Origin of the sequence: Micromonospora sp. DT231 (assembly GCF_049847025.1) — a bacterium.
Lineage (GTDB): Bacteria > Actinomycetota > Actinomycetes > Mycobacteriales > Micromonosporaceae > Micromonospora.
The window spans coordinates 80,420-95,385 of record NZ_JBNCNO010000020.1; the positions used below are offsets into that span (position 1 = coordinate 80,420).

General features: G+C 71.3%; 17 protein-coding genes. 13 read left to right on the plus strand and 4 right to left on the minus strand.

The window, feature by feature from the left end:
- Complete coding sequence (locus ACPXBU_RS33245) at positions 1–471, plus strand: hemerythrin domain-containing protein (protein WP_393375523.1); 471 nt, start codon at positions 1–3, stop codon at positions 469–471.
- Positions 472–498: 27 nt separating this feature from the next.
- Here the strand turns inward: ACPXBU_RS33245 and ppk2 are convergent, their stop codons facing one another.
- Positions 499–1,410 carry a polyphosphate kinase 2 gene (gene ppk2, locus ACPXBU_RS33250; protein WP_393375520.1) on the minus strand — a complete coding sequence of 304 codons (912 nt, stop codon included), beginning with the start codon at positions 1,408–1,410 and terminating at the stop codon, positions 499–501.
- A gap of 72 nt (positions 1,411–1,482) precedes the next feature.
- Positions 1,483–2,244 (minus strand): SDR family NAD(P)-dependent oxidoreductase, encoded by a 762-nt coding sequence (locus ACPXBU_RS33255; protein WP_393375517.1) that lies wholly within the window; start codon positions 2,242–2,244, stop codon positions 1,483–1,485.
- A 96-nt stretch (positions 2,245–2,340) separates the two neighbouring features.
- Between ACPXBU_RS33255 and ACPXBU_RS33260 the strand changes: the two genes are divergently transcribed.
- From ACPXBU_RS33260 to era, 7 genes are all read left to right on the plus strand, one after another.
- The gene (locus tag ACPXBU_RS33260) at positions 2,341–2,700 is read left to right on the plus strand and encodes a histidine triad nucleotide-binding protein (protein ID WP_088988083.1); all 360 of its coding nucleotides are present in this window, start codon (positions 2,341–2,343) and stop codon (positions 2,698–2,700) included.
- A gap of 82 nt (positions 2,701–2,782) precedes the next feature.
- Positions 2,783–4,150 carry a serine hydrolase domain-containing protein gene (locus ACPXBU_RS33265; RefSeq protein ID WP_425761229.1) on the plus strand — a complete coding sequence of 456 codons (1,368 nt, stop codon included), beginning with the start codon at positions 2,783–2,785 and terminating at the stop codon, positions 4,148–4,150.
- A 131-nt stretch (positions 4,151–4,281) separates the two neighbouring features.
- Positions 4,282–5,340 carry a PhoH family protein gene (locus tag ACPXBU_RS33270; RefSeq protein ID WP_393375514.1) on the plus strand — a complete coding sequence of 353 codons (1,059 nt, stop codon included), beginning with the start codon at positions 4,282–4,284 and terminating at the stop codon, positions 5,338–5,340.
- Positions 5,341–5,355: 15 nt separating this feature from the next.
- Positions 5,356–5,829: an rRNA maturation RNase YbeY gene (gene ybeY, locus ACPXBU_RS33275; RefSeq protein WP_357077118.1), complete on the plus strand. Its 474-nt coding sequence runs from the start codon at positions 5,356–5,358 to the stop codon at positions 5,827–5,829.
- Positions 5,805–7,229, plus strand: coding sequence for a hemolysin family protein (locus tag ACPXBU_RS33280; RefSeq protein WP_393375680.1), 1,425 nt, complete (start codon positions 5,805–5,807; stop codon positions 7,227–7,229). The genes ybeY and ACPXBU_RS33280 overlap by 25 nt, the downstream gene beginning before the upstream one ends.
- Complete coding sequence (locus tag ACPXBU_RS33285; RefSeq protein ID WP_425761207.1) at positions 7,222–7,608, plus strand: cytidine deaminase; 387 nt, start codon at positions 7,222–7,224, stop codon at positions 7,606–7,608. Before ACPXBU_RS33280 ends, ACPXBU_RS33285 begins: the two co-directional genes overlap by 8 nt.
- Complete coding sequence (gene era / locus ACPXBU_RS33290; protein WP_393375508.1) at positions 7,605–8,510, plus strand: GTPase Era; 906 nt, start codon at positions 7,605–7,607, stop codon at positions 8,508–8,510. The genes ACPXBU_RS33285 and era overlap by 4 nt, the downstream gene beginning before the upstream one ends.
- 25 nt (positions 8,511–8,535) lie before the next feature.
- On the opposite strand, the gene ACPXBU_RS33295 is transcribed toward era, so the two are convergent.
- Positions 8,536–9,342, minus strand: a complete 807-nt coding sequence (locus ACPXBU_RS33295; protein ID WP_393375505.1) for a DUF4097 family beta strand repeat-containing protein — start codon at positions 9,340–9,342, stop codon at positions 8,536–8,538.
- 102 nt (positions 9,343–9,444) lie between these two features.
- Here ACPXBU_RS33295 and recO point away from each other — a divergent pair, with 102 nt between their 5' ends.
- The 5 genes from recO to ACPXBU_RS33320 all read left to right on the plus strand — a co-directional run bounded on the left by recO (position 9,445) and on the right by ACPXBU_RS33320 (position 12,698).
- Positions 9,445–10,311, plus strand: a complete 867-nt coding sequence (gene recO, locus ACPXBU_RS33300) for a DNA repair protein RecO (RefSeq protein WP_425761208.1) — start codon at positions 9,445–9,447, stop codon at positions 10,309–10,311.
- Positions 10,312–10,315: 4 nt separating this feature from the next.
- Positions 10,316–11,128: an isoprenyl transferase gene (locus ACPXBU_RS33305; protein WP_393375500.1), complete on the plus strand. Its 813-nt coding sequence runs from the start codon at positions 10,316–10,318 to the stop codon at positions 11,126–11,128.
- Between the two features lie 71 nt (positions 11,129–11,199).
- Entirely contained in the window at positions 11,200–11,385 is a 186-nt protein-coding gene (locus tag ACPXBU_RS33310; RefSeq protein ID WP_393375498.1) for a hypothetical protein, read from the plus strand.
- A 354-nt stretch (positions 11,386–11,739) separates the two neighbouring features.
- The gene (locus tag ACPXBU_RS33315; RefSeq protein ID WP_393375495.1) at positions 11,740–11,940 is read left to right on the plus strand and encodes a thioredoxin reductase; all 201 of its coding nucleotides are present in this window, start codon (positions 11,740–11,742) and stop codon (positions 11,938–11,940) included.
- Positions 11,937–12,698 (plus strand): pirin family protein, encoded by a 762-nt coding sequence (locus ACPXBU_RS33320; protein ID WP_425761209.1) that lies wholly within the window; start codon positions 11,937–11,939, stop codon positions 12,696–12,698. The genes ACPXBU_RS33315 and ACPXBU_RS33320 overlap by 4 nt, the downstream gene beginning before the upstream one ends.
- Positions 12,699–13,502: 804 nt before the next feature.
- On the opposite strand, the gene gndA is transcribed toward ACPXBU_RS33320, so the two are convergent.
- Positions 13,503–14,945: an NADP-dependent phosphogluconate dehydrogenase gene (gndA, locus tag ACPXBU_RS33325; protein ID WP_425761210.1), complete on the minus strand. Its 1,443-nt coding sequence runs from the start codon at positions 14,943–14,945 to the stop codon at positions 13,503–13,505.
- Positions 14,946–14,966 lie beyond the last annotated feature (21 nt).

The following is a 14,966-nucleotide window of genomic DNA, read 5'->3' on the forward strand; positions in this document are numbered from 1 at the left end:
GTGACTGAGCGCGAGACGACCAGGCTGATCGCCTGGAGCCGTGAGCTTCGCCAGGTGCATGTGCGCCTGCGCGAAGCACTTGACCTCACTCGCACCGCAGTTGCCGAAGGTCGCTCCGCGGAGGCGGCCACGCGTGAGCTGCTGCTGTACTGCCACGGGTTTTGCGCTGCCCTCGATGGACATCACAGGGCCGAGGACCACCGCCTGTTTCCGGCGATCAAGGCGGCTCATCCCGAGTTGGAGCCCGTGCTCCGCAACCTCTCCCAGGACCACTCGATGATCGCGCACCTACTCGGCGTACTGCGGGCCGCGGTCGATCGGGCGGCACCGGTTGCCGAGTTGGGTCGTCACCTCGAGGGCGCCGCAGCCATTATGGAGAGCCATTTTCGGTACGAGGAGCGTCAGCTGCTCAGCGTGCTCGAGACACTCTCGCTGGATGCCCCGCCCGAGGAGGTTCTGGGCCCGCTGTAAACAACGGTGCCCCCGACGCGTGCTCGGTCAGGGGCGGGGGAAGACGGGCACGACCTCCTCCTCCGGACGTAGGTCCAGCCCGGCCGGCCCGATGATCTGCGGATCGGGCGTGCCGACCACCTCGGGGTCCTTGCCGGTGTAGTCGAAGCGGTGCAGCACGTGCCGCATCGCCTCGACACGGGCCCGCTTCTTGTCGTTGCTCTTCACCACCGTCCACGGCGCGTCGGCCGTGTCGGTCCAGAAGAACATCGCCTCCTTGGCCTCCGTGTACTCGTCCCACCGGTCCAGCGAGGCGATGTCCATCGGGGACAGCTTCCACTGCCGGACCGGGTCCACCTGGCGGATCGCGAACCGGGTGCGCTGCTCGTTCTGCGACACCGAGAACCAGAACTTGACCAACCGGATCCCCGAGCGCACGAGCATCCGCTCCAGCTCCGGGGCCTGCCGCAGGAACTCCAGATACTCCTTGCGGGAGCAGAAGCCCATCACCCGCTCGACGCCGGCCCGGTTGTACCAGGACCTGTCGAACAGCACGATCTCACCGGCGGCCGGCAGGTGCGCCAGCCACCGCTGGAAGTACCACTGGCCAGCTTCCCGCTCGTCCGGCTTGGCCAGCGCCACGACGGACGCGCCGCGCGGGTTGAGGTGCTCCATGAACCGCTTGATGGTGCCGCCCTTACCGGCCGCGTCCCGCCCCTCGAAGATGATCACCAGGCGCTCGCCGGACTCCTTGATCCAGTCCTGGAGCTTGAGCAGCTCGATCTGGAGCAGTCGCTTGTCGCGGTCGTACTCGTCGCGGTCCATCCGCTCGTCGTACGGATAGTCCTCCCGCCAGGTCTCCACGGGGGTGCCGTCCGGGCGCAGCAGGACGGGGTCGTCGTCGTGGCCATCGGCCACCTGGTAGTCGGCGGTGAGGTCCAGCAGCGCGGTGTCGGCCATGTCGGTGAGACTTACCCGCCTCGTGCCGCAACCCACCCCCCTGGCCGGGTGATGTGGGCGGCTGTTGCGCCGTCAGCTACGCAGGTAGGAGGCGCCGTTGAGGTCGACGATCGTGCCGGAGGCCCACTCGGCCTGCGGCGAGGCGAGCCAGTGCACGGCGGCGGCGATCTCCGCAGGCTCGGCGACCCGGTCGAACGGGCTCTGCGCCCGGATCGCCGCGCCCCGCTCGCCGTGCAGGTACTCGGTGGTCATGTCCGTCGCCACGAAGCCCGGCGCGACAGTGGCGACAGTGATGCCGTACGGCGCGAGCGCCACCGCCAGGGACTGACCCAGCGCGTTCAGTCCCGCCTTGCTGGCGCCGTACGCCGGCTGGTCCGGCTCGCCGCGGAACGCTCCCCGGGACGAGACGTTGACGATCCGACCGCCCCGCTCGCGCATGTGCTGGGCGGCGCACCAGGTGACGTTGCCGGCACCGGTCAGGTTCGTCGCCAGCACCTGCTGCCAGCGCTGCTGCCACTGCTCGTAGGAGGCGCCGAAGACCGGGTGCGGATCGTCCCGGTCGCCGTACGTCCCGGCGTTGTTGACGAGCACGTCCAGCCCGCCGAGCAGCTCGGCGGCCCGGTCGACCATGGCCCGTACCGCGTCCGGGTCGGTGAGGTCGGCGCGGACCACCACGTGCCCGGCGCCGGGTAGCTGCGCCCGCAGCTCCTCGGCCGCGTCGGCGGAGTCGCGGTGGTGGATCGCCACCCGGTCACCACCTGCCGCGAACGCCGTCGCCACCGCCCGGCCGATGCCGCGCGAGGCCCCGGTCACGAGTACCGCTCGATCCGTCATGGCGGCCATCCTGCCTCAGCCGCCCCTTCCGCGAACGGGCCGGCTGCCCCTGCCGCGCCGGAGCGCCCCCGGCCCGTCAGTCCCTAGACTGCCCCGATGGGATCCGACTGCCTGTTCTGCCGCATCGTCGCCGGGGAGATCCCGGCCACCGTGGTCCGGGAGACCGACACCACGCTCGCCTTCCGTGACATCGACCCGAAGGCGCCGGTGCACGTCCTGGTCATTCCGAAGGAGCACTACGCCGACGTCGCCACGCTCGCCCAGGGCGACCCGGCGCTGGCCGCCGACGTGCTGGCCACGTCCGCCGCCGTGGCCGAGGACGAGGGCCTGCTCGGCGACGGTTTCCGGCTGATGTTCAACACCGGCGCGTACGGCGGGCAGGAGGTTTTCCACGTGCACGCGCACCTGCTCGGTGGCGCGCCGCTCGGCCCGATGCTCGCCCGGGACCTGGCGTGAGCGGGCTCGGCGTGCAGCCGCGTGCCGGCGGGCGGCGGAGCGGAGCGGCGGCGTGACCGCGGGTTCCGGGGCCGACGCCCGGATGGACGAGCGGCTGGGCCGGCTGGTCCGCAGGGTGCAGGCCGACGCTCGGGTGCCGGCGGTGTCGGCGGCGCTGCACCGGGCCGACCGACCGCTCTTCAGCTGCGCCGTCGGCGCGACCGGCACCGACAGCCCGTTGGGGCCGGGCACCCAGTTCCGGATCGGCTCCGTCACCAAGACCTTCACCGCGGTGCTGGTCCTGCAGTGCCGCGACGACGGGCTGCTGGACCTGGACGACCCGGTGGGCCGGCACCTGGACCTGCCCGCGCACGGCGAGCTGACCGTCCGCCGTTTGTTGTCGCACACCGCCGGCCTGCAACGCGAGCCGTTCGGTGACGTCTGGGACACCCTGCGCGCGCCGGACGCCGACCAGTTGGTGGCCGAGCTGGACCGGGCTGAGCGGGTGCTGCCGACGGCCCGGCGGTTCCACTACTCCAATCTCGGCCTGGCCGTGCTGGGTCACCTTGTCGCCCGGCTCCGCGGCGAGAGTTGGGCGCGGTCGCTCACCGACCGGGTCCTGACACCGCTGGGGCTGGCCGACACCAGCGTGACCCCGCGGCCGACGGCGGCCACCGGGTTCCTGGTCGACGCCTACTCCGACGAGGCACACCCCGAGCCGCCCACCGACTTCGGCGCGGTCGGCCCGGCCGCCCAGCTCTGGAGCACCGCTACCGACATGGCCCGCTGGGCGGCGTTCCTCGCCGACCCGGCCGCGCTGGATCCGGCCGGCGCGGTCCTCGCCACCACCACGCTCGACGAGATGCGCTGGCCGGTGACCACCACCGACGAGACCCTCTGGGGCGAGGGATTCGGGCTCGGGCTGATCCTCGTCCCGCAGGGGGAACGGGTGGTGCACGTGGGGCACGACGGGGCGATGCCCGGTTTCCTCGCCGCCGTCTACGGCCGGCGAGGAGGCGACGGCACGGCCGGCGCGATGGGTGCCGCGGTGCTCGGCTCGTCCGGCACGGCGACCGAGGTGTTCGACCTGCCGCACCTGCTGCTCGCGACGGCCGTCGAGCACGACCCGGCCGAGATCGAGCCCTGGCGGCCCGGCGCACCCGCGCCGGCGGCCCTGCGGGGTGCTCTCGGCCGCTGGTGGGGCGAGGGCTTCGAGTACGTCTTCTCCTGGCACGACGGCACCCTGCGGGCGCAGCGGGTCGGCGGCCCGGCCGGACGTCCGCCGGCGATCTTCACCCCGTTGCCGGACCAGCCGGACGTGTTCCGCACGGTCTCCGGTCGGGAGACCGGTGAGCTGCTGCGGCTGACCCGGGACGAGGTCGGCGCGGTGGTCCGGATGCACTGGGCGACGTACCGGTTCACCCGTCATCAGGAGACCTTCGACAGGTACGACTTCCGCGCCGGGAGTTGATCGCGGCCAGCGGAAATGGGCGCGATGCCGCCCACGTTGAACAGATACGATGGGTGTAACGTCCGCACGCCGTGCCAGCAGGGCCGGCGCCGAGATCGAGAGCAGGTGCGCAGGGCCCTTCGGCCCAACTTATGACCGGCACCCCACCTCCCGGCCCGCCCCGGGTGCAGACCAGGATCACCGTGCCCGACTCGAAGATCATGGTCAATCTGCTCGGCGCGGGCGACGAGATCCTCCGGCTCGTCGAACGCTCGGTCAGCAGTGACGTGCACGTCCGCGGCAACGAGATCACCATCACCGGTGACCCCGCGGACAACGCCCTGGCCGAGCGAGTCTTCAGTGAGCTGCTCGAACTCATCGAGAAAGGCGAGACCCTGACCACTGACGCCGTCCGGCGTACCGTCGGCATGCTCGAGGAGGGCAGTGCCGAGCGGCCCGCCGAGGTCCTGACGCTCAACATCCTCTCCCGTCGCGGGCGCACCATCCGCCCCAAGACGCTCGGGCAGAAGCGTTACGTCGACGCGATCGACACCCACACCATCGTCTTCGGCATCGGCCCGGCCGGCACCGGCAAGACCTACCTGGCGATGGCGAAGGCCGTCCAGGCGTTGCAGGCCAAGCAGGTCAACCGGATCATCCTGACCCGGCCGGCGGTGGAGGCGGGTGAGCGACTGGGCTTCCTGCCCGGCACGCTCAACGAGAAGATCGACCCGTACCTGCGCCCGCTCTACGACGCGCTGCACGAGATGCTCGACCCGGAGACGATCCCCAAGCTGATGGCCCAGGGGACGATCGAGGTCGCCCCGCTGGCCTACATGCGGGGCAGGACGCTCTCCGACGCGTTCATCATCCTGGACGAGGCCCAGAACACGACGCCCGAGCAGATGAAGATGTTCCTCACCCGACTCGGCTTCAACTCCAAGATCGTCGTGACCGGTGACATCACCCAGGTGGACCTTCCCGGCGGGACCAGCAGCGGCCTGCGGGTCGTCCGGGAGATCCTGGAAAACGTCGACGACGTGCACTTCTCCCAGTTGTCCAGCTCCGACGTGGTCCGCCACCGGCTGGTGGGGGAGATCGTCGACGCGTACGCCCGCTGGGACGCCGAGCGGGAGAACCAGCAGGCGCAGGGCGTCCACGCCGTGCCCGGGCGACCCGCCCAGGGCGGCCGGGCCGGCCGCCGCCGCTAAAGCAGAGGAAAGCAGTTGTCCATCGAGATCGCCAACGAGTCCGGTGTCGAGGTTGACACCGATGCCGTGCTCGCCGTCGCCCGGCACGCCCTCGACGAGATGGGGGTCAACCCCCTCGCCGAGTTGTCCGTGCTGCTCGTCGACATCGACTACATGACCGAGCTGAACCACCGCTGGATGGGTGGCGACGGTCCGACCGACGTGCTCGCCTTCCCCATGGACGAGGGCAGCGTCGACCACGGCCCGGGGGAGTCCGCACCGGCCGGTGGCGAGCCCGCCCTGCTCGGTGACATCGTGCTCTGCCCCGAGGTCGCGGCCAAGCAGGCGGCGACCGCCGGGCACGCCTCGGCCGACGAGCTGCACCTGCTCACCGTGCACGGGGTGCTGCACCTGCTCGGCTACGACCACGCCGAGCCGGAGGAGGAGCGGGAGATGTTCGCCCTCCAGGCCCGCCTGCTGTCCAGCTGGCGGTCGACCCGCACCCAGTGATGTCCACTCCTCCGTTACTGGCGGCCGGCGCCACCGCCGGCCTTCCCGACTTCCAGCTGATCGTCTTCGCGGCCGGCCTGGTGGTGTTGGCCGGCCTGATCGCGATGACCGAGGCGGCGCTCGCCGCGGTCTCACCGGCGCGGGCCGCCGAGCTGGCCCGCGACGGTGTGCGGGGCGCCCGTACCCTCCAGGCCGTGGCCGGCGACGTCGTCCGGCACCTCAACCTGCTCCTGCTGTTGCGGCTGCTCGCCGAGCTGACCGCCACCACCCTGGTGGCGCTCGTCGCGGTGGACAGCTTCGGCGCCGGCTGGCGGGCCGCGTTGGTGACCGCCGGCGCGATGACCGTGGTCAGCTTCGTGGTCGTCGGCGTCGCTCCGCGCACCATCGGCCGGCAGCACGCGTACGCCGTGGGTCGTGCCGTGGCGCCGCTGGTCCGCTGGCTGGGCCGGGCGCTCAACCCGCTCGCCTCGTTGCTGATCCTGATCGGCAACGCGGTCACGCCGGGGCGCGGTTTCCGGGAGGGGCCGTTCGCCAGCCAGGTCGAGTTGCGTGAGCTTGTCGACCTGGCCGAGCAGCGCGGCGTGGTCGAGCACGGCGAACGTCAGATGATCCACTCGGTCTTCGCGCTCGGTGACACCATCGCCCGTGAGGTGATGGTGCCGCGTACCGAGATGGTGTGGATCGAGGAGGGCAAGACGCTCGCGCAGGCGTTGGTGCTCTTCCTGCGCTCCGGGTTCTCCCGCATCCCGGTGATCGGCGAGAGCGTCGACGACGTGCTCGGTGTGCTCTACCTCAAGGACCTGATCCGGCGCTCCCGTGGTGGGGACCCGGCGGCCGAGCAGTTGCCGGTGGCCGAGCTGATGCGCCCGGCGACCTTCGTGCCGGAGTCCAAGCCTGTCGACGACCTGCTGTCGGAGATGCAGGCGGCCCGCAACCACCTGGTCATCGTCGTCGACGAGTACGGCGGCACCGGCGGTCTGGTCACCATCGAGGACATCCTGGAGGAGATCGTCGGTGAGATCACCGACGAGTACGATGTCGAGCGCCCGCCCGTCGAACGTCTGACGGACTCCTCGGTGCGGGTGACCGCCCGCCTCCCGGTGGAGACCCTGGGCGAGATGTTCGACACCGAGCTGCCCACCGACGAGGTGGAGACGGTCGGTGGCCTGCTGGCCCAGTCGCTGGGGCGAGTGCCGATCCCCGGCGCGGAGGTCGAGGTCGCCGGGCTCCGGCTGCTCGCCGAGGGCACCACCGGCCGGCGCAACCGGATCGACACCGTCCTGGTCAACAGGGTGGAGTCGGGCCACGAGCAGGACACCGCGGGGCGCGGCGAGCACGCCGGCTCCGGGGACGACACGGACAACTACCGAGACGACGAGAGGCAATCCGCCGATGCCTGACACACCCGCCGCGCCCGCCGCCCAGCCCACGCCCACCGCGCCGGCAACCCTGAGCGCCGAGGACGCCAAGCTTGTCGTCCTGGCCCGGGGCGCCCGTGGCCGGGTCGCCGCCGTGGAGGGTGCCGCGGTCCGGGATCAGGACGGCCGGACGTACGCGGCGGCAAGTGTCGCGCTGCCCTCGCTGACCCTCACCGCGCTGCAGTTGGCTGTCGCGTCGGCCGTGGCGGCCGGGGCGAGCCGGCTGGAGGCCGCGGTGGTGGTGACCGAGGCGTCGACCCTGGACGGCGCCGGGCACCTGGCCGTGCGTGACCTCGCGGCGGACGCGCCGATCCACGTGGCCGCCCCGGACGGCACGGTCCTCGGCACGGTGACCGAGTGAGTCCCGTCCGGGACCCGGAGAGCCGGCCGTACCGGGCCGGTTTCGGCTGCTTCGTCGGCCGACCCAACGCGGGCAAGTCGACGCTCACCAACGCCATCGTCGGCACCAAGATCGCGATCACCTCGAACAAGCCACAGACCACCCGCCACGTGATCCGGGCCGTGCTGCACCGACCGGAGTCGCAACTGGTCCTGGTCGACACCCCGGGCCTGCACCGCCCCCGTACGCTGCTCGGCGAACGCCTCAACGACCTCGTCCGGTCCACCTGGACGGAGGTCGACGTGATCGGCCTGTGCATCCCGGCCGACGAGCCGGTCGGGCGCGGAGACCGGTTCATCACAGGTGAGCTGGCCGAGCTGAAGGCCACGGTGCTGGCGGTGGTCACCAAGACCGACCTGGTCGACAAGCGCCGCCTGGCGGAGCAGTTGCTCGCGGTGAGCCAGATGGGGGAGTTCGCCGAGATCGTGCCGGTGAGCGCCGTCTCCGGGCACCAGGTGGACACCCTTGTCGACGTGATGACCAAATATCTGCCGCCGTCGCCGCAGCTCTACCCGGACGACATGCTGACCGACGATCCCGAGCAGGTGCTCGTCGCGGAGCTGATCCGGGAGGCCGCCCTGGAGGGGGTCCGGGACGAGCTGCCGCACTCCATCGCCGTGGTGGTGGAGGAGATGATCCCCGAGGGTCAGGTCATGAAGATCTACGCCGACCTGTACGTGGAACGGCCCAGCCAGAAGGCGATCGTGCTCGGTCACAAGGCGAGCCGGCTCAAGGAGGTCGGCACCAACGCCCGCCGGCAGATCGAGGAGTTGCTGGGCGGCCGGGTCTATCTCGACCTGCACGTGCGGGTCGCGAAGGACTGGCAGCGCGACCCGAAGCAGTTGCGCAAGTTGGGTTTCTGAGCGTCCTCGGCGGTAAGCCGGCCCGTCACCGCTGGCTGATGGTGACGTTGCCGCTGCCCGCCGAGCCGTCGAGCACCAGCGACGCCGCCGGGTCGTCGGCGACGGTGACCCGGGCGTCGCCGGAGCCGGTGTTGGACCGGACCCGGTAGCTGCCCGCCGGCACCAGCAGCGTGACATCGCCGCTGGCGGCATGGGCGCGGGCCGCGGCGGGCTTGTCCAGCTCGACGTTGACATTGCCGGACCCGGCCTCCGCGTCGACCGCACCGCCCAGTCGGCGCGCGGTGATGTCCCCGGAGCCGGCGCGCAGCCGGACCGCCCCGCTGGCCTCGCTCACGTCGATGTCGCCGGAGCCCGTCTCGACCCCGACCGCGCCGGACGCGCCGACGATCCGTACGTCGCCGGAGCCCAGCCGCAGATCGACGGTGCCGACCCGGGTCAGCTCGACGTCGCCGGAGCCGGACTCGCCCTGGAGAGCCACGCCCTCCGGCAGGGCCACCTCGTAGGAGATGCTGCACCTGTCGCCACAGTTGGTGTCCAGCACCAACTCGCTGCCCTTGATCTCGTACCGGGCATGGGGTTCGCCACCCTGGTAGCGCACCACCCGCTTGATCCGCGCCTCGCCGGCCGTGCCGTTGCCCCGGACGATCACGTCGCCCGCACCGGGCAACACCCGGATGGTGGTGATCTTCGCCGCCTCGGTGTCGTCGTAGTCGAGCCGGCGCATGGCCAGGTTGTCGCACCCGGCGACAAGGATGAGGGCGGTTGCCAGGCCCAGCGCGACGGGCGCGGTGGCGCGCCGACGCACGGCGCTGGTGGTGGGGTGCGTTGCCATGACCAGCACGCTACGGCCGGCGGCGAGCCGGGCGCATCGGGGTTCGTCCGCGCATCCACCCCGAACCAACCCTGATTTCACACCCCGAGGGAGAATGGCCCGATGGCCGGGTATCGCCGACAGCTCTACCGCGACGACGCGGTGGTGCTGCGTGTGCAAAAGCTCGGCGAGTCCGATCGGATCATCACCCTGCTCACCCGTCGGCACGGCCGGCTGCGCGCGGTGGCGCGGGGGATCCGCCGCACGACCAGCAAGTTCGGCGCCCGGCTGGAGCCGTTCGGCCACGTCGACCTCCAGCTCGCCGGCGACCCGAAGGGCAACACCGGCAGCTCGCTGCACACCGTCAGCCAGGTCGAGGGCATCGAGCTGTACGGCAAGCGGTTCCTCGGGGACTACCCCCGTTACACGGCGGCCAGCGCGATCGCCGAGACCGCCGAGCGGCTGACCCCGGTCGAGCGGGAGCCGTCGCTGCGGCTGTTCCAGCTCACCGTGGGCGCGCTGAAGGCGCTGTCCCGGGGCGAGCACGCCACCACCCTGGTGCTCGACGCGTACCTGCTGCGGGGGATGGCCCTCGCCGGTTGGGCGCCGGCGCTCATCGCCTGTGCGGTCTGCGGCACCCCCGGGCGGCACCGCGCCTTCTCCGTGCCCGCCGGGGGCGCGGTCTGCCCGGACTGCCGGCCACCCGGCGCCGCCCACCCCGCGCCGGCCACCATCGACCTGATGTCCGCGCTGACCACCGGCGACTGGGTGCTCGCCGACGCCACCGACTCCGGCGTACGCCGGGAGTGCAGTGGGCTGGTCGCGGCTCACCTGCAGTGGCACCTGGAGCGCGCGCTACGCTCGCTGCCGCTGGTCGACCGGGGTCCCTCGGCGGCCGGCACGGCCTCGCCGCCGAACGGCGCCGGGGTCGTGGTGCTCCGGCCACGTGGCGACGTCGAGGCCGGGGCGGACGGCACGAACAGGGAGTGACCGAGTGATCCGATCGAAGAAGGCCGGCCGGCGCGAGCCGACGCCGCCGACACCGCACCCGTCCGGCGCCCGGCCGCCGGCGCTGCCCACCGAGGCGGTGCCGAAGCACGTGGCGGTGGTGATGGACGGCAACGGTCGCTGGGCCAAGGATCGCGGGTTGGCGCGCACCAAGGGTCACGAGGCCGGGGAGCACAGCCTCTTCGACACCATCGAGGGCGCGATCGAGATGGGCATCCCGTACCTGACGGCGTACGCGTTCTCCACCGAGAACTGGCGGCGCTCGCCCGACGAGGTCCGGTTCCTGATGGGGTTCAACCGGGACGTCATCCGTCGTCGCCGCGACCAGTTGGTCGACCTCGGCGTCCGGGTGGTCTGGTCGGGTCGCTCCGGCCGGCTGTGGAAGAGCGTCATCTCCGAGTTGCAGACGGCCGAGGAGATGTCGCGGGACAACTCGACGTTGACCCTGCAGTTCTGCGTCAACTACGGCGGGCAGGCCGAGATCGGCGACGCGGCCGCCGCGATCGCCCGCGACGTGGCGGCCGGGCGACTGGATCCGGCCAAGGTCAACGAGAAGACCGTGGCGAAGTACCTCTACCACCCGGAGATCCCGGAGGTGGACCTGTTCCTGCGTCCCTCGGGGGAGGAACGGATCTCCAACTTCATGCTCTGGCAGTCCGCGTACGCGGAGTTGGTCTTCCTGGACACGCTCTGGCCCGACTTCGACCGCCGCCACCTCTGGTACGCGTGCGAGTTGTACGCGCAGCGGGACCGACGCTTCGGCGGGGCGCTGCCCAACCCGGTCGCCCCGGTGATCTGAGCCGACGCGCTTACGCTCTCGTCACCCTGGGTATCACAGTTGTCAGAAGCCACTGACGGAGGTGAACCCACATGATCCAGAAGCGCATTGCCCAGTGGGCGGTGATGGCGGTCGCGGTGCCCCTGGCGGCTGCCGGCGCCCGCCGACTCAGCCACACCCTGGAGACCCGGCGTGGTCCCTCCGGGATGACCCGGTTGCTCACCAAGGGCGCGGACCTCGTGCGTCCCCAGAAGGCCAAGCGGCGCCGCTTCTTCTGATCACCCCTTCGCCCGTCCCCGGCGCCGCCCGCACCCCTCGGTGCGGGCGGCGCCGTCCATCCCACCCCGCTTGCTCCGGGTCCGCGTGCTTCCGGCTCCGCCCGCCCCACCCGCCCCGCCCTCGCCGATCTTGCGGTTTCTGTCGTTGATTCATGCCGGTATGCCGGTAATGCGAGGACAGAAAGTGCAAGATCGCGGGGTGTGGCCGGGTGTCGCGGGGTGGGGTGGGGCGGGGTGGGGCGGGGTGGGTGCGGTTGTTTTGGGGTGCCGCGGAAATGGGGCCGGGTAGGGTCCGAGAGTGGCGGGACGACGGCGGTGGGGGTGGCTGTGCGGGATCTCCGGTACAAAATGATCATGGCGTTGAACGCCGCGGATCTGGGCGAGCCGATCTGTGCGCAGGTGGCCGACATCTGTGCCGAGATCGCCGAGCAGCACTGCGCCGAGTTCGGTCACACGCCGCAACTGCGCACCGGTGAGATCGCCGAGCTGGCCACCGGCGAACCGGCCCTGACCTGGGCGCCCACGACCCCCGACACCGCGCGGCGGGCCTGGTGACCGCTCCCGCGCCGTCGGTCGAGGTGCGTCGCGCCGACGACCGCTTCGCCACCCGGATCTCCTGGCTGGACTCCAAGCACTCGTTCTCGTTCTCCCGGCACTACGACCCGGCCAACACCCACCACGGTCTGCTGCTCGTCAACAACGACGACGTGGTACGCCCGGGGGCGGGGTTCGAGACCCACCCGCACCAGGACATGGAGATCATCACCTGGGTGCTGCGCGGCTCCCTGGTGCACCAGGACTCCACCGGCCACTCCGGGGTGATCTATCCGGGCCTGGCCCAGCGGATGAGCGCCGGCACCGGCATCCTGCACTCGGAGAAGAACGACGCCTGGCGACTCAACAACCAGGAACCGCACACCGACCCGGTCCACTTCGTGCAGATGTGGGTGCTCCCCGACGAACCGGGCGTGGATCCCGGCTACGAGCAGTTGGAGATCGAGGACGAGCTTCTCCGCGGCGGCCTGGTGCCGATCGCCTCCGGAATGGACCGCTACGACGGCGCGTCCGCGATCCGGATCCGTAACCGGTACGCGACCCTGCACGCCGCGCGGCTCACCCCCGGCGACGAGGTCACCATCCCCGACGCGCCCTTCGTGCACCTGTACGTGCCCAACGGCACGGTGACCCTGGAGGGCAGCGGCCCGCTCGGCACCGGCGACGCGGCCCGGCTCACCAGGACCGGCGGCCGGCGGGTCACCGCCGACGAACCGGCCGAGATCCTCGTCTGGGAGATGCACGCCACCGTCACCTGACCGGTGCCCGGGGTGGGCGGCTCGCACCGCCCTGGCCCATGATCTCGCTCGAACCAGGACGTCAACGCCGTTGTGTTAGGGCGAGCGGTTGTTCGTCAACGGGCAGTGTCTCGCCGATCATGCTGTTGTGCCGGGGTGGTCTTGTGCGTCGACCCAGGTTTGTCGGCCAGGGGTGCGTGGGGTGCCGGCCGGCGGGGCGGGCTCTGCGTGTCCGGGGGTGGTCGGGGGTCCTTTGCTCTGCACCCGTGGGTGCGACGGCTACGGTCTGTGACCGGTGCTTATTGGGGTGCAGAGCAAAGGGGGGCGGCTCGTGCACCCTGCCCGACGGGGCGGTTGGTGATCGAGGTCGTGCCGGGCCGGCCGCAGCGCCAAACGCAACCACGTTGAGATCCAGGACAACACCGTTGCTGTAGGCGGGACCGCTGCGCGTCAACCGCGCCGCGTCGCCGGTCACGACGTTGTGGCATGCGGCAGGGCGCCCATAAAGGCCCCAAGCTCGGCACCAGGATGAGGTGATTGCCGGGTCCGGACTGCCTCCGCTCCGCGATCTTGCACTTTCTGTCCCGACACAAGGGGCATATCACCTATATGGACAACCGAAACTGCAAGATCGGCGCGAACTGCTCGCGAGACACGCCCTGATCTAGCTGCACTCCCCAGGAGTCCCGTTATCCAGCACGTGTTGACCTGCCGCCACGGCGCTAACGCAACGGCGTTGACATGGATGTAGTGGCCTCCCCACGGGCGGAAGGCCACTACATCATGGATCGAGCACGATCACGGCGCCGCGGGGCGCCGCGCCGACTACGCCGGAGACTCGGTGCGCTCGCCGGCCCAGGTGGTGTGGAACGAGCCCTCGCGGTCCACCCGCTGGTAGGTGTGCGCGCCGAAGTTGTCCCGCAGGCCCTGGATCAACGCGGCGGGCAGGCGCTCGGCGCGCAGGGCGTCGAAATACGCCAACGACGAGGAGAACGCCGGCGTCGGCACACCGGCGCGGGTCGCGTCGGCCACCACCCGCCGCCAACTCGGGACGCCGGCGGCGACCGCCTCGGCGAAGTACGGCGCCACCAGCAGCGTCGGCAGGTCCGGCTTCTCGTCGTACGCCTCGCGGATGCGGTCCAGGAAGCGGGCCCGGATGATGCAGCCGCCCCGCCAGATCGTGGCCGTGCCGCCGAGGTCGATGTCCCAGTTGAACTCCTGGCTGCCGGCGCGGATGTGGTCGAAGCCCTGCGCGTACGCCACGATCTTGGAAGCGAGCAGCGCCCGGCGGACGTCCTCGACGAACGCGTCCCGGTCGTCGACCTGCCACTGCTCACCCGCGTCCGGGAACGCCCGCCGTGCCGCCTCCCGCTGGTCGACGTGCCCGGAGAGCGAGCGGGCGAAGGTCGCCTCGGCGATCCCGGTGATCGGAATGCCCAGGTCCAGGGCGCTCTGCACGGTCCACCGGCCGGTGCCCTTCTGCTCGGCCCGGTCCTGCACGATGTCGACGAAGGCCCGGCCCGTCGTCGCGTCGGTGTGCGCGAGCACGTCGGCGGTGATCTCGATGAGGAACGACTCCAACTCGCCGCCGTTCCAGTCGCGGAAGATCTCCGCGATCTCCGCCGGCTTCGCGCCCAGACCGGCCCGAAGCAGGTCGTACGCCTCGGCGATGAGCTGCATGTCGGCGTACTCGATGCCGTTGTGCACCATCTTGACGAAGTGCCCGGCGCCGTCCGGTCCAACATGGGTGCAGCACGACACACCGTCGACCTGGGCGGCGATCTTCTCGAACATCGGACCGAGCTTGGCGTACGACTCGGCGGAGCCGCCGGGCATGATGCTCGGCCCGAGCAGCGCGCCCTCCTCGCCACCGGAGACGCCGGTGCCGCTGAAGTGCAGCCCCTGCGCGCGCAACGCCTCCTCCCGACGGCGGGTGTCGGCGAAGTGGGCGTTGCCGCAGTCGACGATGATGTCGCCCTCCTCCAGCAGCGGCACCAACTCGTCGATCACCGCGTCGGTGGGCGCACCCGCCTTGACCATCACGATCACCGCACGGGGTCGCTCCAGCGACGCCACGAAGTCGGCCATCGTCTCGCCGGGCACGAACGTGCCCTCGTCACCGTGCTCGGCAACCAGGCTGCGGGTGCGTTCCGGCGACCGGTTGTGCACCGCCACCGTGAAGCCGTTGCGGGCCAGGTTGCGGGCCAGATTCCGGCCCATCACCGCCAACCCGGTCACACCGATCTGCGCCGTCGCCTGCTCAGCCATTCGTGCCGCCACCTCTCGCCG